The sequence below is a fragment of the Sphingomonas sp. genome (assembly GCF_035714405.1).
In the GTDB taxonomy this organism is placed as follows: domain Bacteria; phylum Pseudomonadota; class Alphaproteobacteria; order Sphingomonadales; family Sphingomonadaceae; genus Sphingomonas.
Window position 1 is genome coordinate 206,031 of sequence record NZ_DASTMA010000011.1, and the last position, 23,896, is coordinate 229,926.

28 protein-coding genes and 1 tRNA gene are annotated in these 23,896 nt (G+C 67.7%); 8 read left to right on the forward strand and 21 right to left on the reverse strand.

All coding sequences use genetic code 11. From position 1 onward, the window contains the following. Window positions 1-48: 48 nt before the first annotated feature. From VFQ64_RS04190 to VFQ64_RS04265, 16 genes are all read right to left on the reverse strand, one after another. Complete coding sequence (locus VFQ64_RS04190) at window positions 49-1,047, reverse strand: NADPH:quinone oxidoreductase family protein (RefSeq protein WP_325102035.1); 999 nt, start codon at window positions 1,045-1,047, stop codon at window positions 49-51. After that, window positions 1,010-1,639: a 3-isopropylmalate dehydratase small subunit gene (gene leuD / locus VFQ64_RS04195; RefSeq protein ID WP_325102036.1), complete on the reverse strand. Its 630-nt coding sequence runs from the start codon at window positions 1,637-1,639 to the stop codon at window positions 1,010-1,012. The genes VFQ64_RS04190 and leuD overlap by 38 nt, the downstream gene beginning before the upstream one ends. Before the next feature lie 110 nt (window positions 1,640-1,749). Next, window positions 1,750-2,583: an N-acyl homoserine lactonase family protein gene (locus VFQ64_RS04200; RefSeq protein ID WP_325102037.1), complete on the reverse strand. Its 834-nt coding sequence runs from the start codon at window positions 2,581-2,583 to the stop codon at window positions 1,750-1,752. Then, window positions 2,580-4,016, reverse strand: coding sequence for a 3-isopropylmalate dehydratase large subunit (gene leuC, locus VFQ64_RS04205; protein WP_325102038.1), 1,437 nt, complete (start codon window positions 4,014-4,016; stop codon window positions 2,580-2,582). Before leuC ends, VFQ64_RS04200 begins: the two co-directional genes overlap by 4 nt. A 28-nt stretch (window positions 4,017-4,044) precedes the next feature. Continuing rightward, window positions 4,045-5,250 (reverse strand): esterase-like activity of phytase family protein, encoded by a 1,206-nt coding sequence (locus VFQ64_RS04210; RefSeq protein WP_325102039.1) that lies wholly within the window; start codon window positions 5,248-5,250, stop codon window positions 4,045-4,047. Further along, on the reverse strand, window positions 5,247-6,125 hold the full coding sequence (locus VFQ64_RS04215) for an alpha/beta hydrolase (protein WP_325102040.1): 879 nt from the start codon (window positions 6,123-6,125) through the stop codon (window positions 5,247-5,249). The genes VFQ64_RS04210 and VFQ64_RS04215 overlap by 4 nt, the downstream gene beginning before the upstream one ends. Beyond that, on the reverse strand, window positions 6,122-6,472 hold the full coding sequence (locus VFQ64_RS04220) for a nucleotidyltransferase domain-containing protein (RefSeq protein ID WP_325102041.1): 351 nt from the start codon (window positions 6,470-6,472) through the stop codon (window positions 6,122-6,124). Before VFQ64_RS04220 ends, VFQ64_RS04215 begins: the two co-directional genes overlap by 4 nt. Then, window positions 6,459-6,905: a nucleotidyltransferase substrate binding protein gene (locus tag VFQ64_RS04225; RefSeq protein ID WP_325102042.1), complete on the reverse strand. Its 447-nt coding sequence runs from the start codon at window positions 6,903-6,905 to the stop codon at window positions 6,459-6,461. The genes VFQ64_RS04220 and VFQ64_RS04225 overlap by 14 nt, the downstream gene beginning before the upstream one ends. Beyond that, window positions 6,902-7,540, reverse strand: a complete 639-nt coding sequence (locus VFQ64_RS04230) for a CoA transferase subunit B (RefSeq protein ID WP_325102043.1) — start codon at window positions 7,538-7,540, stop codon at window positions 6,902-6,904. The genes VFQ64_RS04225 and VFQ64_RS04230 overlap by 4 nt, the downstream gene beginning before the upstream one ends. After that, window positions 7,540-7,998, reverse strand: a complete 459-nt coding sequence (locus VFQ64_RS04235) for a hypothetical protein (protein ID WP_325102044.1) — start codon at window positions 7,996-7,998, stop codon at window positions 7,540-7,542. The genes VFQ64_RS04230 and VFQ64_RS04235 overlap by 1 nt, the downstream gene beginning before the upstream one ends. A gap of 58 nt (window positions 7,999-8,056) precedes the next feature. Further along, on the reverse strand, window positions 8,057-8,788 hold the full coding sequence (locus VFQ64_RS04240) for a CoA transferase subunit A (RefSeq protein ID WP_325102045.1): 732 nt from the start codon (window positions 8,786-8,788) through the stop codon (window positions 8,057-8,059). Between the two features lie 52 nt (window positions 8,789-8,840). Further along, window positions 8,841-9,236: a hypothetical protein gene (locus VFQ64_RS04245; RefSeq protein ID WP_325102046.1), complete on the reverse strand. Its 396-nt coding sequence runs from the start codon at window positions 9,234-9,236 to the stop codon at window positions 8,841-8,843. Between the two features lie 43 nt (window positions 9,237-9,279). After that, window positions 9,280-10,200, reverse strand: a complete 921-nt coding sequence (locus VFQ64_RS04250) for an SMP-30/gluconolactonase/LRE family protein (RefSeq protein ID WP_325102047.1) — start codon at window positions 10,198-10,200, stop codon at window positions 9,280-9,282. 90 nt (window positions 10,201-10,290) lie between these two features. Further along, the gene (locus VFQ64_RS04255; RefSeq protein WP_325102048.1) at window positions 10,291-10,473 is read right to left on the reverse strand and encodes a CsbD family protein; all 183 of its coding nucleotides are present in this window, start codon (window positions 10,471-10,473) and stop codon (window positions 10,291-10,293) included. A 63-nt stretch (window positions 10,474-10,536) separates the two neighbouring features. After that, on the reverse strand, window positions 10,537-11,544 hold the full coding sequence (thiS, locus tag VFQ64_RS04260; RefSeq protein ID WP_325102049.1) for a sulfur carrier protein ThiS: 1,008 nt from the start codon (window positions 11,542-11,544) through the stop codon (window positions 10,537-10,539). Window positions 11,545-11,557: 13 nt separating this feature from the next. Then, window positions 11,558-11,800, reverse strand: coding sequence for a hypothetical protein (locus VFQ64_RS04265; protein ID WP_325102050.1), 243 nt, complete (start codon window positions 11,798-11,800; stop codon window positions 11,558-11,560). A gap of 47 nt (window positions 11,801-11,847) precedes the next feature. Here VFQ64_RS04265 and aroQ point away from each other — a divergent pair, with 47 nt between their 5' ends. From aroQ to VFQ64_RS04295, 6 genes are all read left to right on the forward strand, one after another. Continuing rightward, complete coding sequence (gene aroQ / locus VFQ64_RS04270; protein ID WP_325102051.1) at window positions 11,848-12,282, forward strand: type II 3-dehydroquinate dehydratase; 435 nt, start codon at window positions 11,848-11,850, stop codon at window positions 12,280-12,282. Between the two features lie 12 nt (window positions 12,283-12,294). Next, entirely contained in the window at window positions 12,295-12,762 is a 468-nt protein-coding gene (gene accB / locus VFQ64_RS04275) for an acetyl-CoA carboxylase biotin carboxyl carrier protein (protein ID WP_325102052.1), read from the forward strand. Window positions 12,763-12,764: 2 nt separating this feature from the next. Beyond that, window positions 12,765-14,117: an acetyl-CoA carboxylase biotin carboxylase subunit gene (gene accC / locus VFQ64_RS04280; protein WP_325102053.1), complete on the forward strand. Its 1,353-nt coding sequence runs from the start codon at window positions 12,765-12,767 to the stop codon at window positions 14,115-14,117. A 296-nt stretch (window positions 14,118-14,413) separates the two neighbouring features. Further along, on the forward strand, window positions 14,414-14,752 hold the full coding sequence (locus VFQ64_RS04285) for a P-II family nitrogen regulator (protein ID WP_299648363.1): 339 nt from the start codon (window positions 14,414-14,416) through the stop codon (window positions 14,750-14,752). Window positions 14,753-14,868: 116 nt separating this feature from the next. Next, the gene (gene glnA, locus VFQ64_RS04290) at window positions 14,869-16,281 is read left to right on the forward strand and encodes a type I glutamate--ammonia ligase (RefSeq protein WP_325102054.1); all 1,413 of its coding nucleotides are present in this window, start codon (window positions 14,869-14,871) and stop codon (window positions 16,279-16,281) included. A 326-nt stretch (window positions 16,282-16,607) separates the two neighbouring features. After that, window positions 16,608-17,903, forward strand: coding sequence for a M20/M25/M40 family metallo-hydrolase (locus VFQ64_RS04295; protein WP_325102055.1), 1,296 nt, complete (start codon window positions 16,608-16,610; stop codon window positions 17,901-17,903). A gap of 14 nt (window positions 17,904-17,917) precedes the next feature. Here VFQ64_RS04295 and VFQ64_RS04300 read toward each other — a convergent pair. The 3 genes from VFQ64_RS04300 to VFQ64_RS04310 all read right to left on the reverse strand — a co-directional run bounded on the left by VFQ64_RS04300 (window position 17,918) and on the right by VFQ64_RS04310 (window position 20,473). Beyond that, window positions 17,918-17,994 (reverse strand) — tRNA-Met (locus VFQ64_RS04300). Window positions 17,995-18,044: 50 nt separating this feature from the next. After that, a complete protein-coding gene (locus VFQ64_RS04305) occupies window positions 18,045-18,566 on the reverse strand; it encodes a 2'-5' RNA ligase family protein (protein WP_325102056.1) in 522 nt (173 codons plus the stop codon). After that, a complete protein-coding gene (locus tag VFQ64_RS04310; RefSeq protein ID WP_414712859.1) occupies window positions 18,566-20,473 on the reverse strand; it encodes a potassium transporter Kup in 1,908 nt (635 codons plus the stop codon). Before VFQ64_RS04310 ends, VFQ64_RS04305 begins: the two co-directional genes overlap by 1 nt. A gap of 141 nt (window positions 20,474-20,614) precedes the next feature. Here VFQ64_RS04310 and ald point away from each other — a divergent pair, with 141 nt between their 5' ends. Together ald and VFQ64_RS04320 are read left to right on the forward strand one after the other, a co-directional pair. Beyond that, entirely contained in the window at window positions 20,615-21,721 is a 1,107-nt protein-coding gene (gene ald, locus VFQ64_RS04315; RefSeq protein ID WP_325102058.1) for an alanine dehydrogenase, read from the forward strand. A gap of 38 nt (window positions 21,722-21,759) precedes the next feature. After that, window positions 21,760-21,978 carry a DUF3072 domain-containing protein gene (locus VFQ64_RS04320; protein WP_325102059.1) on the forward strand — a complete coding sequence of 73 codons (219 nt, stop codon included), beginning with the start codon at window positions 21,760-21,762 and terminating at the stop codon, window positions 21,976-21,978. A 75-nt stretch (window positions 21,979-22,053) separates the two neighbouring features. Here the strand turns inward: VFQ64_RS04320 and VFQ64_RS04325 are convergent, their stop codons facing one another. Then, window positions 22,054-22,692, reverse strand: a complete 639-nt coding sequence (locus VFQ64_RS04325) for a hypothetical protein (protein WP_325102060.1) — start codon at window positions 22,690-22,692, stop codon at window positions 22,054-22,056. 148 nt (window positions 22,693-22,840) lie between these two features. Next, on the reverse strand, window positions 22,841-23,884 hold the full coding sequence (locus VFQ64_RS04330; RefSeq protein WP_325102061.1) for a Glu/Leu/Phe/Val family dehydrogenase: 1,044 nt from the start codon (window positions 23,882-23,884) through the stop codon (window positions 22,841-22,843). Window positions 23,885-23,896: the final 12 nt, after the last annotated feature.

Below are 23,896 nucleotides of genomic sequence, written 5' to 3' on the forward strand. Positions count from 1 at the left end.
GGCACGCTCAACCTCTCCTCACCACAAACGGGCGCAGGGCACATGCCCTCAGCCCACCTCCACCACCAGCTTTCCGATCGCACCGCGCGCTGCCATCTTGGCAATGGCGTCGCCGCCGCGCTCGAATGGGAAGGTCTCGGTGACGCGGGGCGCGATCCGGCCCTCGGCCCAGAGGCGGAAGAGGTGCTCGACATGCGCGTTGTTCGCCTGCGGGTCGCGCGCCGCGAACGCGCCCCAGAAGACGCCGCAGACGTCGCAGCTCTTGAGCAGCGTCAGGTTGAGCGGCAGCCTGGGGATGCCCGCGGGGAAGCCGACCACGAGGTAACGTCCCTCCCAGCCGATCGAGCGCAGCGCGGGCTCGGCATAGTCGCCGCCGACCGGATCATAGATCACGTCATAGCCGGCCTTGCCGCCCGCCACCTTGAACTGCTCGGCCAGGGCCTTCGATTGATCCTTGTCGAACGGCGCGCGCGCATAGACGATGGTCTCGTCGGCGCCCGCCTGTTTCGCAGCGGCGGCCTTCTCGTCGGACGACACGGCGGCGACGACGCGCGCGCCGAATGCCTTGCCCAATTCGACCGCCGCCAGGCCGACACCGCCGGCGGCGCCCAGTACCAGCAAGGTCTGCCCGGCCTTCAGGTGCCCGCGATCGAGCAGCGCGTGGATGGTCGTGCCATAGGTCAGGATCAGCGCCGCGCCCTCCGCGAAACTGCGCTCTTGGGGCAAGCGATACAGGCGCGAAGGGTCGACCGCGATCTTCTCGGCGAGTCCGCCATGGCCGATCGTGCCCATGATGCGGTCGCCCGCCTTCCAGTCGGTGACGCCTTCGCCGACGCTCTCGACCAGCCCCGCGATCTCGCCGCCGGGCGCGAACGGACGCGGCGGCTTGAACTGATACTTATCCTCGATGATGATGACGTCGGGATAGTTGATCGCGCACGCCTTGACCGCGATCACCACCTGGCCCGGCCCCGCCACGGGGTCGGGCAGGTCGGTCATCTCCAGCGTCTCAGGTCCGCCGATCGCCTTCGACAGCAACGCCCTCATCCGCACTCTCCCTGTTGAGCCAGGGGCGCTCGGCCGCGACCCCGATCTCGAAATTCGAAATCTGGGTATCCCTTGCCAGCGTCAGCCCGATCTCGTCCAGCCCCTCCATCAGGCAACGGCGGCGGAACGGGTCGAGCGCAAAGGTGAAGCGGTCCTGGAACGGGGTGGTGACCGTCATCGTCTCCAGGTCGACGGTGACCGGCTGATCCTGCGCGACCTCCAACAGCCGGTCGATCACTTCCTGCGGCAGCACCACCGGCACGATGCCGTTCTTGACCGCATTGCCCGAGAAGATGTCGGAAAAGGACGGCGCGATCACCGCCTGCACGCCCATGTCGGCGAGCGCCCAGGCGGCGTGCTCGCGGCTCGATCCGCAGCCGAAATTGTCGCCCGCGATCAGGATCGGCGCGCCGGCATAGCGCGGATCGTCGAACAAATTGCCCGGTTCGCTGCGCACCGTCTCGAACGCGCCGCGCCCCAGCCCCGCCCGGCTCACCGTCTTCAGCCAGTGCGCGGGGATGATGACGTCGGTGTCGACGTTCTTCGCGCCCCAGGGGTAGGCGGTGCCGTGGACGGTGGTGACGGGGGTCATAGCGCCTTGCTGGCGGGCACCGGGCGCGCCGAAACATAGTACGCCGCGACGCCGCTCAGCATCGCGCCGGCGATCAGCATGACCAGGACCTTCTTCATGGGTACGCTTCCTTACTCGGCGGCTTGGGGAAAGGCGGGCAGCTTGGTGATGTCGGCGGGCTCGTGCTGGATCACCACCGTCGCCTTCAGCGCCGCCGCCATCCTCTTGAAGCGGTGGAGCGACGCCAGCGTGTCGGCGCGGTTGGTGTTGAAGCGCGGGACGCCGTCGACCGCGTAATTCTCGGCAAAATGGCTGAGATCGCCGGTCAGGAGGACGTTGCCCTTGCCCTTTAGCCGCACCAGCAGCGAATGATGACCCGGGGTATGGCCGGGCGTATCGAGGATCACGACGCTGCCGTCGCCCCACACGTCCTTGTCGCCGCGCACCGGCTCGACCTTGCCGCCGCCTGAGACCCAGGCCGCAAGCGGGCTCGGGTCGACGCCCGGCGCGCGCTCGGTCGCGGTCAGCGCTGCCCAGTCGCCGGCGCCGATCAGCAGCGTCGCGCGCGCGAAGTCGCGCGCCTGCCCGGTATGGTCGCCATGATAGTGGCTGATGCCGACCCGACCGACCCTGGCCGGATCGACGTTCAGGCGGCGGAGTTGCTCCACCACCGTCTGCGGCATCAGCAGTCCGGCCTGCGGGTTGTCGCGCGCCGTCACCGCATAGCCGGTGTCCCACAGCAGGTATTCGTCGCCATGGCGGATCAGATAGCAGCTCGCGACCAGCGCCTTCTTGAACCCGTCCATCGCGTAGGTGTCGGAAAACGCTGCGAGGTCGCGCGGCTGGGCGGAGCGACCGCAGTCCAGGCGGGTCAGCGTTACCCGAACCGGCGCGGGCGCGGCCTGCTGCGCCACCGCGGCGCCACCGAGCGCGACGACCGCCAGCGCGATCAAAGTCTTCTTCATTCCCGTACCCCCATCAGATCTCGTACATCGGCGAGCCGCCCCGTCACCGCCGCCGCCGCCGCCATCGCCGGGCTGAGCAGGTGGGTGCGCGCGCCGGGCCCCTGCCGGCCGACGAAATTGCGGTTGCTGGTCGAGGCGCAGCGCTCCCCCGGCGGCACCTTGTCCGGGTTCATCGCCAGGCACATCGAGCAGCCGGGCTCACGCCATTCGAAGCCTGCTTTCAGGAAGATGCGGTCGAGCCCCTCCGCCTCCGCCTGCCGCTTGACCAGGCCAGAACCGGGGACGACCAGCGCCCGTACGCCATCGGCCACGCGGCGGCCGTCGGCGACCGAGGCGGCGGCGCGCAGGTCCTCGATGCGGCTGTTGGTGCAGCTGCCGATGAAGACGTGCTGGACGGGCACGTCCTGCATCCGCGTGCCGGGCGTCAGGCCCATGTAATCGAGCGATTTGCGCGCTGCGGCCTGTTTGGATGGATCGGCGAAACTCTCCGGCTCGGGCACGGAACCGGTAATCGCCACCACGTCCTCCGGGCTCGTGCCCCAGGTCAGCGCCGGCGCGATGTCGCTCGCATTAAGTGTCACGCGCCGGTCGTACGCCGCACCCGTGTCGGTCGGCAGCGTCCGCCACCAAGCGACGGCGCGATCCCATGCCTCGCCCGCAGGCGCCATCGGCCGCCCCCTCAAATACGAGAACGTGGTCTCGTCCGGCGCGACGAGCCCGGAGCGCGCACCCGCCTCGATCGACATGTTGGCTACCGTCAGCCGGCCCTCGATCGACAAGGCGCGGATCACCTCGCCGGTATATTCGATCACATGTCCGGTCCCGCCCGCCGCGCCGATGCGGCCGATGATGGCGAGGATCACGTCCTTGCCGGAAACGCCGAAGCCGAGCGTTCCATCGACGCGCACCTCCATGGTCTTGGCCTGCTGGAGCAGCAGCGTCTGCGTCGCGAGGACATGCTCGACCTCCGACGTGCCGATCCCGAAGGCGAGCGCGCCGAGTGCGCCATGCGCGCTGGTGTGGCTGTCGCCGCAGACCAGCGTCGTGCCCGGCAGCGTGAAGCCGAGCTCCGGCCCGACGACATGGACGATGCCCTGCTCGGGCGCGAGCGCGTCGATATAGGGAACCCCGAATTCGGCGACGTTGCCGCGCAGCGTCGCCAGCTGGGTGGCGCTCTCCGGATCGGCGATCGGCAGCTCGCGGCCCGCCGCGTCGCGGCGCGCGGTGGTCGGGAGGTTGTGGTCTGGGACCGCGAGGGTCAGCTCAGGCCGGCGCACAGGGCGTCCGGCGACGCGCAGCCCCTCGAATGCCTGCGGGCTCGTCACCTCATGGACGAGGTGCCGGTCGATATAGATCAGGCAGGTGCCGTCATCGCGCCGCTCGACGACATGGGCGTCCCAGATCTTCTCGTACAAGGTGCGCGGCGCGGTCATCGGTGCGCTGTTAACCGCTTTCGCGGCATCAGGCGAGCGGCTGGTCGAAGCGTACCCGCCAGAAGCGCGTGGCCGCGCCCTCGACCCCGAAGTCATTGTCGTTGACCAGCAGCAGCTCGGTCGGCGAGAGCAGAGTCACGCCCTCCACGTCGGCGCCGACCTCGGGGTGATCGTCGGTGTCGAGGATCAGCGTCTTGCTCAGCGCGGGTAGCGGCTCGCCGGCGGCGCTGCGCTCCTCCAGCGTCGGCTCCGCGGTGTTGACGGACTCGCCGCCGCTCAGCTCGATGCGGAAGAGCTTGGTCGATTGCGAGATGCGCTCCAGCACCAGGAACGCGTCGCCGCCAAGCGCGGTGACCTCGCTGACCTTGCGCTTGCCGCGGCCGGGCTTCGCGTCCGCGTCGCGCTTGAACGCCTCGACCCGCTCGAGTGGGTACAGCCATTCGCGCCCTACTTCCCCGGTTCGCGCGTCGAGCGACCATAGCCGCAGATGGTCCGCGCGCTTGCTCGTCCTGGTCTCGGGATTGGCAAGCGGGCTCTGGAACAGCAGCACCAGCCGCGTCTCGCCCCACGGCGCCAGTGCCTCGAAGCCGCGATTGAGGCGGCGCTTGGCGGCGATCGCCGGCAGCTTCTCGCGCACCGGATAGCTGGCGCCGGTATAGCCGTCGCCGCACCCCTGGGGCACCCATCGTTCGACGGCCTTTCCGTCCGCATCGACATGTAGCAGCGACGGGCCGTATTCGTCACCGATGACGAAGCCGCCATCCGCAAGTGCGACGACGCCCTCGCTGTCGATGCCGGAGGGATCTGGCTGGATGACGTTGCCGCCCATGTCCACCGCCGGCTCGGTCCGCGCATGCTCGCTGCCGGGCGGCGGCAGGCCGCTCAGCGTCCGCCCATCACCGCCTGCCAGCGGCAGGATGCGGATCAACTCGACGCGGTCGGCATGGACCTGCAGCTCGGCGAGCGCGGGGCCGGCGTCGAGGCGCGGCATCACCTTGGCGCCCTCCGCATCGGCATGCGCGCCAAGGGTGGTGACGCCATACTCCTCGATCGCGACCTCGACCTTCAGGTTCGGGCCGCGATCGCCGATCGCCCAGACGCGGCCGGGCGGATCGCCCTTGCGGTGGGTCAGCCCGGAGCCGAAGCCCCATACCATCTCCAGCCGCTTGATCGGCAGGTCGATGCCGCCGATCGGCTGCTCCTCCCAGGCGAGTTCCTCGATCGTATAGCTCATGGCATCGCCTCTTGCAGGAAGGCGACGCTCTCCGCCAGCACCGGCGCCTTGCCGCGAAAGGGCATGGACAGGGCCATGACGACATTCTCATGGCTGAGACCCGGATAGTCGCGGTGGCGCACGGGGGCGCCGACCGCCTCCAACCGGGCGGTCAGGTTGACGGCATTGTGCGCGCCGACCTGCACGTCCTCTCCGGCCGAGAGCAGCAGCAGCGGCGGCGCGTCGGCCCTTGCGAAGTTGATCGGCTGAGTCAGCAACGGGTCGCGCACACCCTGCATCGCGTCGATCGCGCGCTTCTTGCGGAAGGGGTAGAAGTCGTAAGGGCCGCACATCGGGATGCCGGCGCGGACGATGGCGGGGTCGACCCCTTCCGCCCGCAGCCAACGCCGGTCGAGCGCGAGCATCGCGACCGTGTGGGCGCCGGCGGAGTGACCCGCTAGCGCCACGCGGCCCGGATCGCCGCCGAACCGGGCGACATTGTCGCGTACCCACTTCATGGCCTGCGCGCCGTCCTGGACAAAGGCGGGGAAGCGGACGCCCGGCACCTTGCGATAGTCGGGCACCACAACCACGAACCCGGCGCGCGCGAATGCCCGCGCGGCGAAGTCATAGGCGCGCCGGTCGCCATGCACCCAGCCGCCGCCATGAAAGAAGACCAGCACGGGCCGCGGCTTGGCCGCTGGTCCGGCCGGGGCCCAGATGTTGAGCGTCTGCCCCGTCATCCCGAACGCCACGTCGTCAGCGACCAGCGTCACGCCCCTGCCCCCGCCGGCGATGCGATCGGTCCAGCTGAGCAGGCGCGGCGGCTCGGTCGTGTACACGATCGCGCCGAGCACCCCTGCAACAAACAGCAGGGCGAACAGTGCGCGCTTCATGCGGCGTGTGCGGTTCGCGCTGCCAGCAGTTCATCGCGGGTGAAGAGTGTCTTCGCGACCGTGTCGATATGTCGGCGGAACGGAACATCGCCGAATGCCTCGTAGCGGACCACGTCGACACTCACCGCGAGGCTACTGCGGTGCAATAACGACCAAATGCGCGCTAAGTCGCGGTCATCAAGGCTGCCATATAAGGCCAGGTCGATGTCCGAAGCGGCTGTGGCCCTGCCAAGCGCGCGGGAGCCGAATACCGCAGCGCGCTCGATTCGCTCGGCGAAGCGGGACAAGACGGAAAGCAGCGTCTCCCGCTGCTTTGCCGACAGGTCCAGCCCGTCAGAAACCGGCAAGGCGAGCGCGCTCCATCATCAGCATCTCGTGCAAGTCCTCGATCACGTTGATGAAACGCGTCTGAATGTCCTCGGTCACGCGCTCGAACGATTGCTGCCGGTAAACGTGCGACATCTCGTTGCGCGCGTCCAGCGCATCCATCCACGTCTCACCATCCTTTAGATAACCGGTGGCGAAGGCTACCTTGATGACGTCGGCCGCGGCCGATCGTTCGAGCGTGACTTTTCGAAAGACCAAATAGTCCTTCAAGGTTTTCCACGCGAGCTCGAACGTGAACTCGAACCGTTGGATCAGTCCTTCCTTGACGATCGAATGCACGTCGGGATCTTCGGAAACCATCTCGATGCCCTCGCGCAGCCTCATCAACGCCCCATCGAAATTACGGAAGCGCTGCACCAATCGCGGGGTTGTCGGGTCAGTCTCGTCGATCACATTGCCTCATACCGCGCCGTCGTCTTCGCCGCCACCTCGTCCGCGCTCACGCCGTCCGCCAGCTCGACCAGCCGAAACGGCGACTGGTGGTCGTCACGGCGGAATACCGCCAGGTCGGTGACGATCATGTCGACCACGTTCCTGCCCGTGAGCGGCAGGGTGCAGGCGGGGATGAACTTGGGGCTGCCGTCCTTGGCGTTATGCTCCATCACGACGATGATCTGCTTGACGCCCGCGACCAGGTCCATGGCGCCACCCATGCCCTTGATCATCTTGCCCGGGATCATCCAGTTGGCGATGTCGCCGCCCTCGCTGACCTCCATCGCGCCGAGCACGGTCAGGTCGATATGGCCGCCGCGGATCATCGCGAAGCTGTCGGCCGAGCTGAAATAAGCCGATTGGGGCAGCTCGCTGATGGTCTGCTTGCCGGCATTGATGAGGTCCGGGTCGATCTCGTCCTCGTACGGGAACGGGCCGATGCCGAGCATCCCGTTCTCCGATTGCAAGGTCACGGTCATCCCGGCCGGGATGTTGTTCGCGACCAGCGTCGGGATGCCGATGCCGAGGTTGACGTAATAGCCGTCGCGCAGCTCCTTGGCGGCGCGCGCGGCCATCTGGTTGCGGTCCCAGGGCATCAGGCGATCTTTCTCTGCGATAGGGTAGGCCACGCCAGCCAGGTGCCGGCCGCATAGGCGACGCCATAAACGAGCACGATCGCGGACGACCAGAAATCGAAGGGGCCGACCGCGCTCCTGGCGTGCGGATACAAGAGGACGATGGGCACGAGGATCAACGCCCTGGCAAGATAGATGCCGCTGATCAGCACCAGGGCGGTCCGCAGCAGCGGCAATCGACGGATGCTGCCCGCGCCGGCGAAGGCATAGGCGGCCCAGACGGCCAGGATCGCCGCGATGGACAAGGTCACCAGCGGCGGTATCCAAGAGCCTTGCTCGGCGCCGACCGCCATGTCCTCGCCCGCGCCGAAGAACCGGTACCAGGCCGGACCACCGATGATGACGCCCAGGTGCAACAGCGCCGCAAGCGCGCTGAGCCAGCCGCCGACCAACAGCCAGAGGCGACCCGGCCGCGTCATTTGGCTATGTGGCTCGTGAGGGTGAGAGGCGGCACCATCTCGATGGCTGCGGGTCGGCTCACAGCTCGCTGCCGGCCGCGGCGCCCGCGATCTCGCGCTGGCGCACGGTGCGGAACTCGATCTTCTTGTCGTACGGCGCGCCGACGATCATCCGCTTCACATAGATGCCCGGCAGGTGGATCGCATCGGGATCGAGTCTGCCGGTCGGCACCACCTCTTCGACCTCCGCCACGCAGACGCGACCGGCGGTCGCCATCGGCTGGTTGAAGTTGCGCGCGGTCTTGCGGAACTGGAGGTTGCCGCTCTCGTCGGCGCGCCAGCCCTTGATGATCGAAAGATCGGCGCGGATGCCGCGCTCGAGAATGAACTCCTCGCCATCGAAGGTCTTCACCTCCTTGCCCTCGGCGACCAGCGTACCCACGCCGGTCTTGGTATAGAAACCGGGGATGCCCGCGCCGCCGGCGCGGCAGCGCTCCGCCAGCGTCCCCTGCGGGCAGAACTCGACCTCCAGCTCGCCAGACAGATACTGGCGCTCGAACTCCTTGTTCTCGCCGACATAGCTGGAGATCATCTTGGCGACCTGACGTGAGCGCAGCAGCTTGCCGAGCCCCTCATTGTCGATCCCCGCGTTGTTCGACGCGATCGTCAGTCCGGTGACACCCGCCGCCTGGATCGCGTCGATCAGCCGCTCCGGGATGCCGCACAGCCCGAACCCACCCGCACAGATCGTCATGCCGTCATGGAGCAGGCCGTCGAGCGCGGCGGAAGCGTCGGGGAAGAGCTTGTTCATGGCGCGCGGCTTAAGGCGCGCGGGCGCGGAGGGTCAAGCGTCGGTCGGGCGCTCAGCTCTTGCGCGGCAGCCGGTACGGAACGAAGTCGCCCAGCACCACGAAACCGCGTTGCACGCCGGAGGTTCGGTCGACCAGGTTCACCGCGTCGACACGGCACAATTGCGAGCCATGCAGCCGGGTGACCAGCACATCGTCGTCGCGGAGCCGATCCGCGCCGAAACGCGGCTGGTTGACCCAAAGGGTGCGCCCGTCGCGATAGACGAGCGCGGTGCGATCGATGATCCGGGTCGACAGATTGCCGAATAGCGAGATGCAGCCGGTGGGCTTGCCCGCGACACGGCCGGCGAGCAGCCGATCGAGCTCGGCCGCAGGCGAGAGCCGCGGCGCAGCGGTGGCGGGTGCTGCCAAAGCGGCAACGGCGAGGAGAGAGGCGATGATCTTGCGCATCCCGCTATCCTTCCACAAACCGGCTGAACCGAAGCTGACCCGCTCAGCCGACATGCGCCAGCCGCAGTCCCGGTCGCGGCCAGCGCGCCTTCATCAGCCGGCCGGTGCCGGAGCAGCAGACATAGGCATCGCGCATGTCGGCGCCACCCCAGCAGATGTTGGTCGTGAAGATGTCGTCTGTCGCCACAAACTCGACCAGCTCGCCCGCCGGCGAGATGACGCTGATGCCGCACTCGCCGATCGTCGCCACGCAGATGTTGCCCCCCGCCTCGACGCCGAGAGAATCGAAGAACTTGTAACCGGCGGGGCGATAGAGCGGGATGCCCGGGCCGCCGGGGCCGGCCGCGTCGTCCACTTCGCCGGGAGCGGTGACGTTGAACGCCATCAGCCGACAGGTATAGGTCTCGGCTGCGTAGAGGCGCTTGCCGTCCGGGGACAAGCCGATGCCGTTGGGGTTCTCGGAGGGAAAGATCACCTCCTTCAGCAGCGACCCGTCCGCCTTGGCATAGAAGATGCCGGTGACGTCGCGCTCCCGCTCCCGCGTCTTGCCATGATCGCTGAACCAGAACCCGCCCGTACCGTCGAAGACGATGTCGTTGGGACCGCGCAGCACGCACCCGAAATCACCATCCTTGTAGAGGATCTCGACTGCGCCGGTAGCAAGATCGATGCGTTCGATCCGGCCGCCGCTATAATCGTCGGCCTGGCCGTGCGGGGTCAGATACCCGTTGCGCTCGATGTAGTTGAAGCCGCCATTGTTGCAGCAATACAGCTTGCCGTCCGGACCGATCGCCAGGCCGTTGGGTCCGCCGCCGGGCTCCGCCACCGTCTCGGTCGCGCCATCGGGACGGACACGGGTGATGCGGCCGGCGGCGATCTCCACCAGCACAACTGAGCCGTCCGCCATCGCGACCGGGCCTTCGGGGAAGCGCAGGCCGCTGGCGACGGTGGTCCATTCGATCATGCTCGCTCTCCCGGTTCTGTTGGAAGGCTAATGCAAAAGGCCGCCCCGGTCACCCGGGACGGCCTCCTGTCATCTCGATTCGTCAGCCGGTCAGATCTTGTCGCCGAGCGCGCCCTTGATCGAACCCTTGATGTCCTGACCCGTGCCCTTGAGCTGCTGGGCCTCGCCCTCCGCCTTCAGATCGGCGTCGTGATTGCTCTCGCCGACCGCTTCCTTGACGTTGCCGGCCAGCTTGTTGGCTGCGGCCGAAACCTTGTCCGTGAACTCGCCCATCGGAACCTCCTCGCATCGGGATTGATGCAAGTTAAACGGCCGATCCGCATGGAATGTTCCGGCTCAGATCAGCCCGGCCAACGGACTGGAAGGATCGGCATAGCGCCGCCGCCCCATCCGTCCGGCCCGATACGCCAGCCGCCCGGACTCGACGGCGAGGCGCATCGCGGACGCCATGACGATCGGGTCCTTCGCCTCGGCGATGGCGGTGTTCATCAGCACGCCGTCGCAGCCCAGCTCCATCGCGACCGCCGCGTCGGACGCCGTGCCGACGCCCGCATCGACCAGCACCGGCACGCCCGCGCCCTCGACGATCAGCCGGATCGTGACCTGGTTCTGGATGCCCAGCCCCGACCCGATCGGCGCGCCCAGCGGCATGATCGCCACCGCGCCCGCCTCTTCCAGCTGCTTCGCCGCGATCGGATCGTCGACGCAATAGACCATCGGCTTGAAGCCCTCTCTGACAAGAACTTCAGTGGCTTTGAGCGTTTCTCTCATATTGGGATACAAGGTCCGCGCCTCGCCCAGCACCTCCAGCTTGACCAGATCCCAGCCGCCCGCCTCGCGCGCCAGCCGCAGTGTGCGGATCGCGGAGTCGGCGTCGAAGCAGCCGGCGGTGTTGGGCAAGTAAGTGTAACGCTTGGGGTCGATGAAGTCGGTCAACATCGGCGCGTTGGGATCGCTGACGTTGACGCGGCGCACCGCGACGGTGACGATCTCCGCGCCCGACGCCTCCAGCGCGGCGGCGTTCTGCGCGAAGTCCTTGTACTTGCCGGTGCCGACGATCAGCCGCGAGCGGAAGGTGCGCCCGGCCACCGTCCAGCTGTCGTCGGTGATCGGCGCCATATGATCGCCACCGCCGACGAAGTGGACGATCTCCAGATCGTCGCCATCCTCCACGCACACCTGCGCCAGCGTCGAGCGCGGCACCACCTCCAAGTTGCGCTCGACCGCGACCTTCTCGGACACCAGCCCCATCTCCGTCGCGAGTTGCGCCAGCGTAAGCCCCGCGGCGACCCGCTTGTGCTCGCCATTGACGGTGATGGAGACGGTGCCGTCGGTGTGTGGCATCAGTATCCCGGTCTCAGCCGGCGAGGTACTTGGCCACGGCGAGCCCGGCACCAAAGAAAGCCGAAGCAGCACCCAAGGCAGCAAAGATCATAGTCAAGGGCGCAAGCCGGGTATCCTGTCGCACCTTCTCGACATCGGCCTGGGTCTTGATCATCTCCATCTTCCACTTGCCGATCTCGACCTGCATGCGGTCGATGCGGGCGACCTGCTCGCGGATATCGAGTGTGAACTCGTGCGGATCGGGGATGGTGGCCATGACTGGCCTGCCACTATAAGCGCTACAGCGCATATTGCGAGGCCCCGATGTCCGATATCGTCTATGTCCTGAATGGCCCCAACCTCAACCTGCTCGGCACCCGAGAGCCGGAGATCTATGGCGCCGACACGCTCGACGACATTGCGGGGCGGCTGGAGGATCGGGCGCGCGAGCTGGGGTTGGAGATCGACCTGCGCCAGTCGAACCATGAGGGACACCTGGTCGACTGGCTGCACGAGGCGCAGGCGCAGGATGCCCGCGCGGTCATCCTCAATGCGGGCGGATTCACTCACACGTCCATCGCGATCCACGATGCGATCAAGGCGGTGCGCACGCCGGTGATCGAGGTGCATTTGTCAAACCCGCATGCCCGCGAATCCTTCCGCCACGTCAGCCTGATCGGCCAGGCGGCGCGCGGCACGATCGCTGGGTTCGGCGCGCTGTCGTACCTGCTCGCGCTTGAAGCCGCGGCCCGCTTCTGACAGGACGCAGCCATGGCCGACCGCATGGATATCGACCTGATCCGCCAGCTCGCCGAGCTGCTCGATCAGACCAGCCTGACCGAGATCGAGGTCGAGGACGAGGGCGTCCGCATCCGCGTGGCGCGCACCGCCGCGACCGTCGCCGCGACCGGCCCGACCGTGGTGCACCACGCCGCCCCGCTCGCGGCACCCCAGCCGAGCGCGCCCGTCGTGGCGGAGGTCGGCGCGTCGGCGCCCGCCAGCACCGCCAGCGCAGTGCTCTCGCCGATGGTCGGCACCGTCTATCTCTCCGCCGAGCCGGGCGCGAAGCCGTTCGCCGCCGTCGGGCAGAAGGTCGCGGCCGGCGACACGCTGGTCATCATCGAGGCGATGAAGGTGATGAACCCGATCGTCGCGCCGTCCGGCGGCACCGTCACCCAGGTGCTGATCGAGAACGGCCAGCCTGTGGAGTTCGACCAACCGCTGATCGTGGTCGAGTAGGCGTGCCCAAGATCAAGAAGCTGCTGATCGCCAATCGCGGCGAGATCGCGCTGCGCATCCATCGCGCCTGCCACGAGATGGGGATCAAGACCGTGGCGGTGCACTCCACCGCCGATGCCGACGCGATGCACGTTCGGCTTGCCGACGAGGCGATCTGCATCGGGCCGCCGTCGGCGACCGACAGCTATCTCAACATCCCCAACATCATCTCCGCGGCCGAGATCAGCGGCGCCGACGCGATCCACCCCGGCTACGGCTTCCTGTCCGAGAATGCGCGCTTCGCCGAGATCGTCGAGCTGCACGGCATCATCTTCGTCGGGCCCAAGCCCGAGCACATCCGCACCATGGGCGACAAGGTGGAAGCGAAGCGCACCGCCGGCGCGCTCGGCCTGCCGCTGGTGCCGGGCTCCGACGGCGCAGTCAGCGAGCTCGCCGACGCGGAGGCGATCGCCGCGCGCATCGGCTATCCGGTCATCATCAAGGCGGCGTCGGGCGGCGGCGGGCGGGGCATGAAGGTCTGCAACAGCCCCGACCAGCTCGACACGCTGATGAGCCAGGCCGGCAGCGAGGCGAAGGCGGCGTTCGGCGACGCCACCGTCTATATCGAAAAGTACCTGGGCAACCCGCGTCACATCGAGTTCCAGGTGTTCGGCGACGGGAAGGGCAACGCCATCCACTTGGGCGAGCGCGACTGCTCGCTCCAGCGTCGCCACCAAAAGGTGCTGGAGGAGGCGCCCTCCCCCGTTATCACGCCCGAGGAGCGCGACCGCATGGGCGGCATCGTGGCCAGGGCGATGGCCGACATGAGCTATCGCGGTGCCGGCACCATCGAGTTCCTGTGGGAAGCGGGCGAGTTCTACTTCATCGAGATGAACACCCGGCTGCAGGTCGAGCATCCGGTGACCGAGATGATCACCGGCCTCGACCTCGTCCGCGAGCAGATCCGGGTAGCCGAAGGCGAGTCGCTGTCGTGCCGCCAGGAGGAGGTCGAGTTCCGCGGCCACGCGATCGAATGCCGCATAAACGCCGAGAACCCGCGCACCTTCGCGCCTTCACCCGGGCTGGTGAAGCAGTTCCATGCGCCCGGCGGGATGCACGTCCGCGTCGATTCAGGGCTGTACGCGGGCTATCGTGTGCCGCCCTATTACGACTCGATGATCGCCAAGCTGATCGTCTACGGCACCACCCGCGAACGCTGCATCGCGCGCCTCCGCCGCGCGCTGGAGGAGTTCGTGATCGAGGGGCCGACGACGACCATCCCGCTGCATCGCGCATTGATCGAGGACGGCGAGTTCAAGGAAGGCGCGTACACGATCAAGTGGCTGGAGGACTGGCTCGCGCGCGAGCCGGGGTGAGACCGTTGGCGTTGACGACACCCCTCATCTTCGCCGGCGAAGGCCAGGGCCCTGTTGCCGCGAACCCGCGTCGGGAACACTGACCTCTCCTACCGAGAAGCCCGAGGCTGGGCCCCCGGCTTTCGCCGGGGAGGATGCGGAGAGGGCCGCTGCCCACCCGCAGGGCACCTAGCGTGTATCTGCCCACTTTTACGGCACCGGTTTACCCGAAAATGCGCATTGCCCCTCGGCGCCGACGCTGGCACGTTCCGTGCAACGCGCCCGTCGGGCGGCGTGCAGCCGAAGCGGGGACACGAGTGAAGAAGATCGAGGCGATCATCAAACCGTTCAAGCTCGACGAGGTGAAGGAGGCGCTGCACGAGATCGGCGTGTCCGGCATCACCGTCACCGAGGCCAAGGGTTTCGGTCGTCAAAAGGGGCATACCGAGCTCTACCGTGGCGCTGAATATGTCGTCGATTTCCTGCCCAAGGTGAAGCTGGAGGTGGTGGTCGAGGACGGCCTCGCCGAACGCTGTGTCGAGGCGATCGCCGCCGCCGCGCAGACCGGCCGCATCGGTGACGGCAAGATCTTCGTCCTGCCGGTCGAATCGGCGCTGCGCATCCGCACCGGCGAACGCGACGACGCCGCGATCTAAACTCCCCTCCCGCGGAGCGGGAGGGGTCGGGGGAGGGCATGTTTCCGTCCTCCCGGTCATAACATGCCCTCCCCTAGCCCCTCCCGCGGGGCGGGAGGGGAACAGAAGGAAAAACCATGGCGAACACCGCGTCCGACATCCTGAAGCGCATCAAGGACGAGGAGATCGAATGGGTCGACCTCCGCTTCACCGACCCGAAGGGCAAGTGGCAGCACCTGACCATGGTGGCAGGCCTGATGGGCGAGGACGAGTTCGCCGACGGGCTGATGTTCGACGGCTCCTCGATCGAGGGCTGGAAGGCGATCAACGAGAGCGACATGACGCTCAAGCCCGATCTGGACGCGGTCTATACCGATCCGTTCTCCGCCACGCCGATGCTGATCGTGTTCTGCGACATCGTCGAGCCGGGCACGGGCGAGCTCTATTCGCGCGACCCGCGCTCCACCGCCAAGCGCGCAGAGGCCTATCTGCAGCAGACCGGGATCGGGGACACCGTCTATGTCGGCCCCGAGGCCGAGTTCTTCATGTTCGACGACGTGCGGTTCGAGAACAGCTACAACACCAGCTACTACCGGATCGACGACATCGAGCTGCCGACCAACACCGGCCGCGAATATGAAGGTGGCAATCTCGGCCACCGCCCGCGCGCCAAGGGCGGCTATTTCCCCGTGGCTCCTGTCGACTCCGCGGTCGATATCCGCGGCGAGATGGTCTCGACGATGATCGAGATGGGCCTGCCCTGCGACAAGCACCATCACGAGGTTGCCGCCGGCCAGCACGAGCTGGGCCTGACCTTCGGGACGCTGACCACCACCGCCGACCGGATGCAGATCTACAAGTACGTCGTCCATCAGGTCGCGCATGCCTATGGCAAGTCCGCGACCTTCATGCCCAAGCCGATCAAGGAAGATAACGGCTCGGGCATGCACACCCACTTCTCGATCTGGAACGACGGCAAGCCGAGCTTCGCGGGCAATGGCTATGCCGGCCTCTCCGACATGTGCCTGTATTTCATCGGCGGCATCATCAAGCACGCCAAGGCGCTGAACGCCTTCACCAATCCGTCGACCAACAGCTACAAGCGGCTGGTGCCGGGTTACGAGGCGCCGGTGCTGCTCGCCTATTCGTCGCGCAACCGCTCCGCGTCGTGCCGCATTCCTTACGGAACGGGCCCCAAGTCGAAGCGGGTCGAGGTGCGCTTCCCCGACGCACTGGCCAACCCTTATCTCGCCTATGCGGCGCTGATGATGGCCGGGCTCGACGGCATCCAGAACAAGCTCCACCCCGGCGAGGCGATGGACAAGAACCTCTACGACCTGCCGCCGGCCGAACTCGCCAACGTCCCGACGGTCTGCGCGTCGCTGCGGGAGGCTCTCGAGTCGCTGACGGCAGATCACGAGTTCCTGCTGCGCGGCGACGTGTTCACCAAGGATCAGATCGAGGCGTATATCGAGATCAAGTATGCCGACGTGGCGCGGTGGGAGATGACGCCGAGCCCGGTGGAGTACGACATGTATTACAGCGGCTGAGGTCGGAAGCGCAGCTGGCCGACCGGTGCGCCGGCCCGACGGGCGCGGCGCGCAGCCGCTGTCGGCCGGCCTCGCCAAAGCGAAGTCCGACGTCCCGACGCGGCTTCGCCGCGGCGCCTCCACGCCGCTTCGATCCTCCCCGGCGGAACCCAGGGCCCAGCTGCGCAGGTCGATGAGGCCGGGCGATATCGTGCGCAACGTAGCTCATCGCGCCTGGGCCCCCGCCTTAGCCGGGGAGGATCGAAGCGGAGTGGAGGTGAAGTACGCATCCCAGCGACGCGACCGCTCGGGGTGACGTGAGCGTGCGAGCGCACTACCCTGCCCCCATGCGCCTCGCCCTCCTCACCGCCGCCCTGCTCCTCACCGCGCCAGCCTTGGCAGCGGACCCGTCCCACGAGCGCCTCCGCGCCGCCATTGAAGCCGACACTTCCCGCCAGGAGGCGCTGCTCGAGCGGTTGGTCAACCAGAACTCCGGCACCCTCAACGCCCCCGGCGTCCGCGCGGTCGGCGACATGCTGCGCGCCGAGCTCGAGCCGCTCGGCTTCGCCGTCCGCTGGGTGGACATGACCGCGACCGGTCGCTCGGGTCACCTGATCGCCACGCATCGGGGCAACAAGCGCGGCAAGCGGGTGTTGCTGATCGGCCACCTCGACACCGTCTTCGAGCCCTCCTCGCCCTTCGCGAGATACACCCGCACCGGCGACCGTGCGGTCGGCCCCGGTGTCGGCGACGACAAGGGCGGGCTCGTCGTGATCGTCGGCGCGCTGCGGGCGATGCAGGCGGCGGGCACGCTCAAGGCGGCCAACGTCACCGTCGTGCTCACCGGCGACGAGGAACGCCCCGGCCAACCCACCGCCACGGCGCGCGCGGACCTGATCGCGGCGGGCAAGCAGGCCGATGCGGCGCTCGAGTATGAGAATCTCGCCACTGAAGGCGGCAAGGAGTTCGGCACCGTCGCGCGCCGCTCGGGCAGCGCCTGGGAGCTGCGCACGACGGGGCGTACCGGCCACTCCAGCGGCGTCTTCAACCGCAGCCTGGGCTATGGCGCGATCTATGAGATGGCGCGCATCCTCGATGCCTTCCGCCGCGAGCTGCCCGAACCCAACGCCACCTTCAACGTCGGCCTGGTCGCGGGCGGCACCCCCGCCACCATCGACGCCGGCGGCTCGCAGGTCGGCGCTACGGGCAAGACCAACATCGTCGCCGCCGAGGCGATCGCGCGCGGCGACCTGCGCACCCTGACGCCGGAACAGGACACGAAGCTGCGCGACGCGATGGCGAAGATCGTGGCCCAGCACCTGCCGGGCACGACCGCGACCATGACCTTCTACGACAGCACCCCCGCGATGGCGCCGAGCGAAGGCAATCGCGCGCTGCTGGCGACGCTCAACACCGTCAATCGCGAGCTCGGCCTGCCCGAGATGCCGGAGTTCGATCCGGCCAAGCGCGGCGCGGCGGACTCGGGCTTCGTCGCCGCCGACGTGCCGACGCTCGGCGGACTCGGCGTCGCGGGCGGCGGCGCGCATGCGGAGGGCGAGTGGATCGACCTCAAGAGCCTGCCGCGCCAGGCGCTACGCAGCGCCGCGCTGATCGGGCGGCTGGCGGGCGAGCGCCGGCGCTAAGGGTTCTTGGGATATGGTAGCGAAGGAGGGACTTGAACCCCCGACCCCAGGATTATGATTCCCGTGCTCTAACCAGCTGAGCTACTTCGCCGTATGGACGCGGGCCTATAAGAGGCGCGCGCGCGGCGGGTCAAGCTCAGTTCAAGCGAACATGTGTCGGCTGAGCAGCTCCCAGGGCCCGCCGCGATACCACCACGCCGCCAGCCCCGCGACCTCGACCTCGCGCGGGTGGAAGTCGCGGCTGAGCTGTTGGAGCAGCAGCTTGGCGACATTGGGCTGGACCTTGTTCTGGATCGTCACATGCGCCCGCCAGCCCCCAGCGTCCTGCGGCGTCAGCAACCCCGCAAACGCTTCCGCCAGCTCGGCGCGCAGCCGCACCAGCTCGGGCGCCTCGATCCGAAACGCCACACCACGCCCCAGCGACATCAGCCCCGCCGCGCGCGCGACCGGCGCCCGCACCCCGCGCGTCGCTTCGCTCAGCCGGCGCTTCAGCTCGTCCGCAGCCGAAGGCGGCAGATGGTGGAACAGCGTCAGGTGCGCGTCGAGCTGGTTGCGCTCGGGCGGGAAATGCGCGCGGCGCAGGCCGTCGAACCACGCCTGATCGGCGCGACCGAACAGCGCCGACACGATGATCGGCGCTCCCGCGGGGGCAATCGGCGCCATCAGATCTCGAGTTGGCTCCCCAACTCGACGACGCGGTTGGTCGGCAGGCGGAAGAACTGCATCGGACTTTCCGCGTTCTGCATCATCCAGGCGAACAGCTTCTCGCGCCACAGCGCCATGCCTGGCCGGTCGGACGCGAGCAGCGTCTGGCGCGACAGGAAGAAGCTGGTGTCGATCATGCGGATATCTGGGCCGCAGCTCTTCACCCGCTCGAGCGCGGCAGGCACGTTGGGCTCCTGCATGAAGCCGTATTTGATGATCAGCCGGTGGAAACCCTGTCCCAGATCCTGCAGCAGCAGGCTTCCCTCGTCATCGACATAAGGCACGTCCGCGATCTTGACCGTCAACAGGATGATGCGATCGTGCAGGACGCGGTTGTGCTTCAGATTGTGGAGCAACGCCGGCGGCACACCTTCGGCGGTGGAGGTCATGAACACCGCGGTGCCGGGCACCCGCACGGCGGATGATGCGGCGGAGTCGATGAAGACCTTCAGCGGCATCGCCCCCTCGCGCAGCCGCTCGATCATCAGCTGTCGCCCGCGCGCCCAGGTGGTGAGCAGGGTGAACGCGATCACCGCGACCACCAGCGGAAACCAGCCGCCCTGCGGGATCTTGATGACGTTGGCGGCCAGATAAACTCCGTCGACGATGAAGAAGAGGCCCGCGACCAGCGCGACCCGCCAAACCGGCCAGTTCCACACCCGGATCATCAGCACGGTGATGAGGCAGGTGGTGATGAACATGGTCCCGATCACCGCCAGTCCATAGGCGGCGAGCAGATTGACCGACTCGCGAAAGGTCAGCACGACGCCGATCACCAGCACCAGCAGCGTCCAGTTGACCGACGGAACATAGATCTGGCCGAGCGCGCTCTCGCTGGTGTGGGCGATCCGCACCCGCGGCATCAGCCCCAGCTGCACCGCCTGCTGCACCACCGAAAAGGCGCCGGTGATCAGCGCCTGGCTGGCGATGATCGTGGCCAGCGTCGCCAGGATGACCAGCGGCAGCCGCAGATGCTCCGGCGCCATCAAGAAGAACGGGTTGGCCACGGTCGACGGGTCGCGCAGCAGCATCGCGCATTGGCCGAGGTAATTGAGGATCAGTGCCGGGAACACGACGCACAGCCAACCCAGCGTGATCGGCCGGCGCCCGAAATGTCCCATGTCCGCAAACAGCGCCTCCGCGCCGGTGACGGCGAGCACCACCGCGCCCAGCGAAAGGAACGCCAGCATCGGGTCGCGGACGAAGAACGAGACAGCATGATGCGGCGACAGCGCGCCGAGGATGCTCGGATCGGGGATGATGTGCACCACACCCATGACCGCCAGCACGATAAAATACAGCAGCACGACCGGGCCGAAATAGCGGCTCAAGCCCGCAGTGCCGCGCGATTGCACCACGAACAGCCCGACCAGGATGCCGACCGAGATCGGCAGCACCCACGGCTTCATGCTCGCCTCGACCACCACCAGTCCCTCGACGGCGGACAGCACCGAGATCGACGGCGTGATGATCGCGTCGCCGAAGAACAGGGAGGTCGCGAGCACCGCCAGCATGGTCAGCAGCCACCCGCGCGACCCCGATTTGCGCGTGATCAGCGCCAGCAGTGCCAGGCTGCCGCCCTCGCCCTTATTGTCCGCGCGCATGACGATCATGACATATTTGAATGTCACGATGATCAGGAACGACCAGAAGATCAGGCTGAGCACACCGAAGACATGGAGGAAGTCGATCGGCAGCGGATGATGCCCGGCGAACATCTCCTTCAGCGCATAGAGCGGGGAGGTGCCGATATCGCCGAACACCACGCCGACGGCCCCGATCATCAGCGCGGTGGTGCTGCCTTTGATCTGGTGTCCGTGTTCGTTATCGTGATCTGTAACGACGTTATGCGCGAATGCAGGCATCGACGCAGGCCAGCCTTTCCCGAGCCGGGCGGGCAAGCGGCCCGTCGGAAGGCGGGCCGGTAGCATGGCGACAAGGGTCCGCCAAGCGGCTAAGCGGACCGCCATTCGGCTCGACCGACGGGCCGCTCAGGAGCTGGATCGATGCGTATCGGCGTACCCAAGGAAATCAAGAACCACGAATACCGCGTCGGCCTGACCCCCGCGTCTGCCGCCGAACTCGTCGCCGCCGGCCACGAAGTGGTGGTGGAGACCAACGCCGGCATGGGCATCGACTTCGACGATGGCGCCTATACCGCGATCGGCGCGACGATCCTTCCGGACGCGGCGGCCGTGTTCGATGCGGCCGACATGATCGTCAAGGTCAAGGAGCCGCAGGCGAGCGAGATCGCGCTGCTCGAGCCGCGACACCTCCTCTTCACCTATCTCCACCTCGCCGCCGACAAGCCGCAGGCCGAGGGGCTGATGCGGTCGGGCGCGACCTGCATTGCCTATGAGACGGTGACCGCGCCGGGCGGCGGGCTGCCGCTGTTGAAGCCGATGAGCGAGGTCGCGGGTCGCATGTCGGTCCAGGTCGGCGCGCATTATCTGGAAAAGGAGCAGGGCGGGCGCGGTGTGCTGCTCGGCGGCGTCCCCGGCGTGGCACCGGCGCGGGTCGCGATCCTGGGCGGCGGGATTTCCGGCATCAACGCAGCACAGATGGCGGTCGGCATGCGCGCGGACGTCACGATCTACGACATCAACATGAGCCGGTTGGCCGAGCTCGACATGTTCTTCTCCAGCCAGATCAAGACGGCCTATGCGTCCAAGGCGGCGATCGCGGCAGCGGTGGAGCGCGCGCATCTCGTCATCGGCGCGGTGCTGGTGCCCGGCGCTGCCGCGCCCAAGCTGGTGACGCGCGACATGCTCAGGACGATGAAGCGCGGCTCGGTGCTGGTCGACATTGCGATCGACCAGGGTGGCTGTTTCGAGACCAGCCACGCGACGACCCACGACGACCCGGTGTTCGAAGTAGACGGCGTGATCCATTACTGCGTCGCCAACATGCCCGGCGCCGTGGCGCGGACCAGCACCTTTGCGCTCAACAATGCCACCCTGCCCTTCGCGCTCAAGCTGGCAAACCAGGGCGCCGAACCAGCGATGCAGGCCGACTCGCACCTCGCCGCGGGGCTGAACGTCTACAAGGGCAAGATCGCCTATCAGGCCGTCGCCGACGATCTCGGCCTGCCGTTCGAGAAGTGGAACGGATAAGGAACACGGCCGTTGTTGGCTACGCAAGGAGATCAACAATGGCCGATACCGAGAACCCCAAGACCCATCCGACCTCCAACGCGGTCAAGGACCCGCACGACTGGACCACCGGCGACGAGCCGATGACCGGCGCGCAGGCCAGCTACCTCAAGACGCTGTCGGAAGAAGCGCACGAGGAGATGCCCGAGGAGCTGAGCAAGGCGGACGCATCGATCAAGATCGACGAGCTCCAGGAGAAGACGGGTCGGGGTAAGTAGCGAATCCGTCACCCCGGCCTTGCGCCGTGATCTCGCTTTTTCTTCATTTTGGTGGGGAAGGTAGCGGGCCGCGGATCAAGGCCGGGCCGACGGCTCTACCTGAGCCAGATACGCGTCCAGCAGCGCCAGCCGCTCTGCGATCTGCGGCCGCACCGACACCCCCTCCGGGGTCAGCGCCAGCGCCCGCGCCCAGTAGGGCCGCGCCTTGGCGAACTCCCCTATCCGCACCTGTGCCAGTCCCATGAAAAAGGGTGGACCCGGATGCTCGGGCGCTAGCCGATAGGCCTGGTCGAACGCGAGCCGCGCCGGCGCCGACACGCGCCCGTCATGCGAGGCCAGCACGTTGCCCAGCCCGACCCACAGCAGAACGCTCCGCTTATACCGCCGTAACCCGCCGATCACCGCCTGCACCGCCGCGCGCTTCTCGCCCGCGCGCTGCATCGCGTCCGCCGCGATCATGTACGCGCCTTCGGCGGAATTGCGACCGCCGAGCAGCTGGTCGCGCAGCGCAACCAGGCTCGGATCGTCGCCACCCATCGTCCGCTCCGGTCGCGCGGGCTGAAAGGGGACGCTCGGCTTGCCCTGCAGCGCATAGCCCGTCGCCCCGAGCATCAGCGCCGCGCCGACCAGTGACCACAAAGGCCGCCGCACGCCGAGCACGACGAGCGCCAGCATCGTCGCGGCGAGAAGGACGAGGAGGCTCAGCCACCCCATGCATATCCTCCCCGTTCCCGGACCGGTTGCCGCCGGCTTGCCGGCTGCCATAGGGGGCTCTCCACGCGCGACCCCCTGGCGACCCGCCCCTTCCACCCCCCGCGCAAGCGCGAGCGGCGCCCCTCCCCGTAACCGGGGAGGACCGGCATCACCGTCCGATCAACCTGCGTGCGATCGCGTCCGACACCGCCGAGGCGGGCTCGCCGGTGCGGTCGCTCTCGTCCCAGACCTCGACCAGCCGCGCCGGGATGCGCGCGATGCGGGCCTTGACCTCCGCCTCGTCGCCCTGCCCCAGATACTCCAGCCCGACATTGATGATGCCGCCGGCGTTGATGACGTAATCGGGCGCGTATAGGATGCCGCGCTCGTGCAGCCGGTGGCCGTCCTCGGGCACCGCCAGCTGGTTGTTCGCGCCGCCGGCGACCGCCTTGGCCTTAAGCCCGGCGATCGTATCCTCCGTCAGGATCGCGCCCAGCGCGTTCGGGCTGACGATGTCCACGTCCGCCGCCAGGATCGCGTCGGTCGCGATGGCCTCGGCGCCCAGCTCCGCCGCTAGCTTCTCCGCGCGTTTGCCGTCGACGTCGGCGAGCACCAGCGTCGCACCGTCGGCTGCGAGCAATCGCGCCGTACCGCCGCCGACCGAGCCGACACCCTGGATCGCGACGCGGACGCCGCGCATGTCGTCGGCGCCCAATGCCTTCCTGGCGGCCGCCTTGATGCCCAGGTACACGCCGAGCGCGGTGTACGGCCCGGGATCGCCCCCCGCCGCGCCGCTTGCGACCGGCAGTCCGGACACATACTTCGTCGCACTGGCGATCGTCACCATGTCCGCATCGGTCATGCCGACGTCCTCGGCGGTGACATAGCGGCCGCTCAGCGAATGGATCGCGCGGCCGAAGGCCTCGAGCAGTGCTGCATCTTTGGTCCGCTTGGCGTCCGCGAGGATGACCGCCTTGCCCCCGCCCATCGGCAGGCCCGCCATCGCATTCTTGAAGCTCATGCCACGCGACAGCCGCAGCGCGTCGGTGATCCCCTCGCGCTCGTCGGCATAGTTCCAGAAGCGTACGCCGCCCGCCGCCGGCCCGAGCTCGGTCGAATGGATCGCGATAATCGCGCGCAGGCCCGACTTCACGTCGGTGAAGAGGTGCACGCCCTCATGATCGTCGAAATCGGGAAAGCCCCAATTGCTCATGGGTTCGTGGGT

Bases quoted from the DNA above. Each gene is read 5' to 3' on its own strand.
- VFQ64_RS04190 (WP_325102035.1), bottom strand. From the start codon at position 1,047: ATGAGGGCGTTGCTGTCGAAGGCGATCGGCGGACCTGAGACGCTGGAG.
- leuD (WP_325102036.1), bottom strand. From the start codon at position 1,639: ATGACCCCCGTCACCACCGTCCACGGCACCGCCTACCCCTGGGGCGCG.
- VFQ64_RS04200 (WP_325102037.1), bottom strand. From the start codon at position 2,583: ATGAAGAAGACTTTGATCGCGCTGGCGGTCGTCGCGCTCGGTGGCGCC.
- leuC (WP_325102038.1), bottom strand. From the start codon at position 4,016: ATGACCGCGCCGCGCACCTTGTACGAGAAGATCTGGGACGCCCATGTC.
- VFQ64_RS04210 (WP_325102039.1), bottom strand. From the start codon at position 5,250: ATGAGCTATACGATCGAGGAACTCGCCTGGGAGGAGCAGCCGATCGGC.
- VFQ64_RS04215 (WP_325102040.1), bottom strand. From the start codon at position 6,125: ATGAAGCGCGCACTGTTCGCCCTGCTGTTTGTTGCAGGGGTGCTCGGC.
- VFQ64_RS04230 (WP_325102043.1), bottom strand. From the start codon at position 7,540: ATGCCCTGGGACCGCAACCAGATGGCCGCGCGCGCCGCCAAGGAGCTG.
- VFQ64_RS04235 (WP_325102044.1), bottom strand. From the start codon at position 7,998: ATGACGCGGCCGGGTCGCCTCTGGCTGTTGGTCGGCGGCTGGCTCAGC.
- VFQ64_RS04240 (WP_325102045.1), bottom strand. From the start codon at position 8,788: ATGAACAAGCTCTTCCCCGACGCTTCCGCCGCGCTCGACGGCCTGCTC.
- VFQ64_RS04245 (WP_325102046.1), bottom strand. From the start codon at position 9,236: ATGCGCAAGATCATCGCCTCTCTCCTCGCCGTTGCCGCTTTGGCAGCA.
- VFQ64_RS04250 (WP_325102047.1), bottom strand. From the start codon at position 10,200: ATGATCGAATGGACCACCGTCGCCAGCGGCCTGCGCTTCCCCGAAGGC.
- VFQ64_RS04255 (WP_325102048.1), bottom strand. From the start codon at position 10,473: ATGGGCGAGTTCACGGACAAGGTTTCGGCCGCAGCCAACAAGCTGGCC.
- thiS (WP_325102049.1), bottom strand. From the start codon at position 11,544: ATGCCACACACCGACGGCACCGTCTCCATCACCGTCAATGGCGAGCAC.
- VFQ64_RS04265 (WP_325102050.1), bottom strand. From the start codon at position 11,800: ATGGCCACCATCCCCGATCCGCACGAGTTCACACTCGATATCCGCGAG.
- aroQ (WP_325102051.1), top strand. From the start codon at position 11,848: ATGTCCGATATCGTCTATGTCCTGAATGGCCCCAACCTCAACCTGCTC.
- accB (WP_325102052.1), top strand. From the start codon at position 12,295: ATGGCCGACCGCATGGATATCGACCTGATCCGCCAGCTCGCCGAGCTG.
- glnA (WP_325102054.1), top strand. From the start codon at position 14,869: ATGGCGAACACCGCGTCCGACATCCTGAAGCGCATCAAGGACGAGGAG.
- VFQ64_RS04295 (WP_325102055.1), top strand. From the start codon at position 16,608: ATGCGCCTCGCCCTCCTCACCGCCGCCCTGCTCCTCACCGCGCCAGCC.
- VFQ64_RS04305 (WP_325102056.1), bottom strand. From the start codon at position 18,566: ATGGCGCCGATTGCCCCCGCGGGAGCGCCGATCATCGTGTCGGCGCTG.
- VFQ64_RS04310 (WP_414712859.1), bottom strand. From the start codon at position 20,473: ATGCCTGCATTCGCGCATAACGTCGTTACAGATCACGATAACGAACAC.
- ald (WP_325102058.1), top strand. From the start codon at position 20,615: ATGCGTATCGGCGTACCCAAGGAAATCAAGAACCACGAATACCGCGTC.
- VFQ64_RS04320 (WP_325102059.1), top strand. From the start codon at position 21,760: ATGGCCGATACCGAGAACCCCAAGACCCATCCGACCTCCAACGCGGTC.
- VFQ64_RS04325 (WP_325102060.1), bottom strand. From the start codon at position 22,692: ATGGGGTGGCTGAGCCTCCTCGTCCTTCTCGCCGCGACGATGCTGGCG.
- VFQ64_RS04330 (WP_325102061.1), bottom strand. From the start codon at position 23,884: ATGAGCAATTGGGGCTTTCCCGATTTCGACGATCATGAGGGCGTGCAC.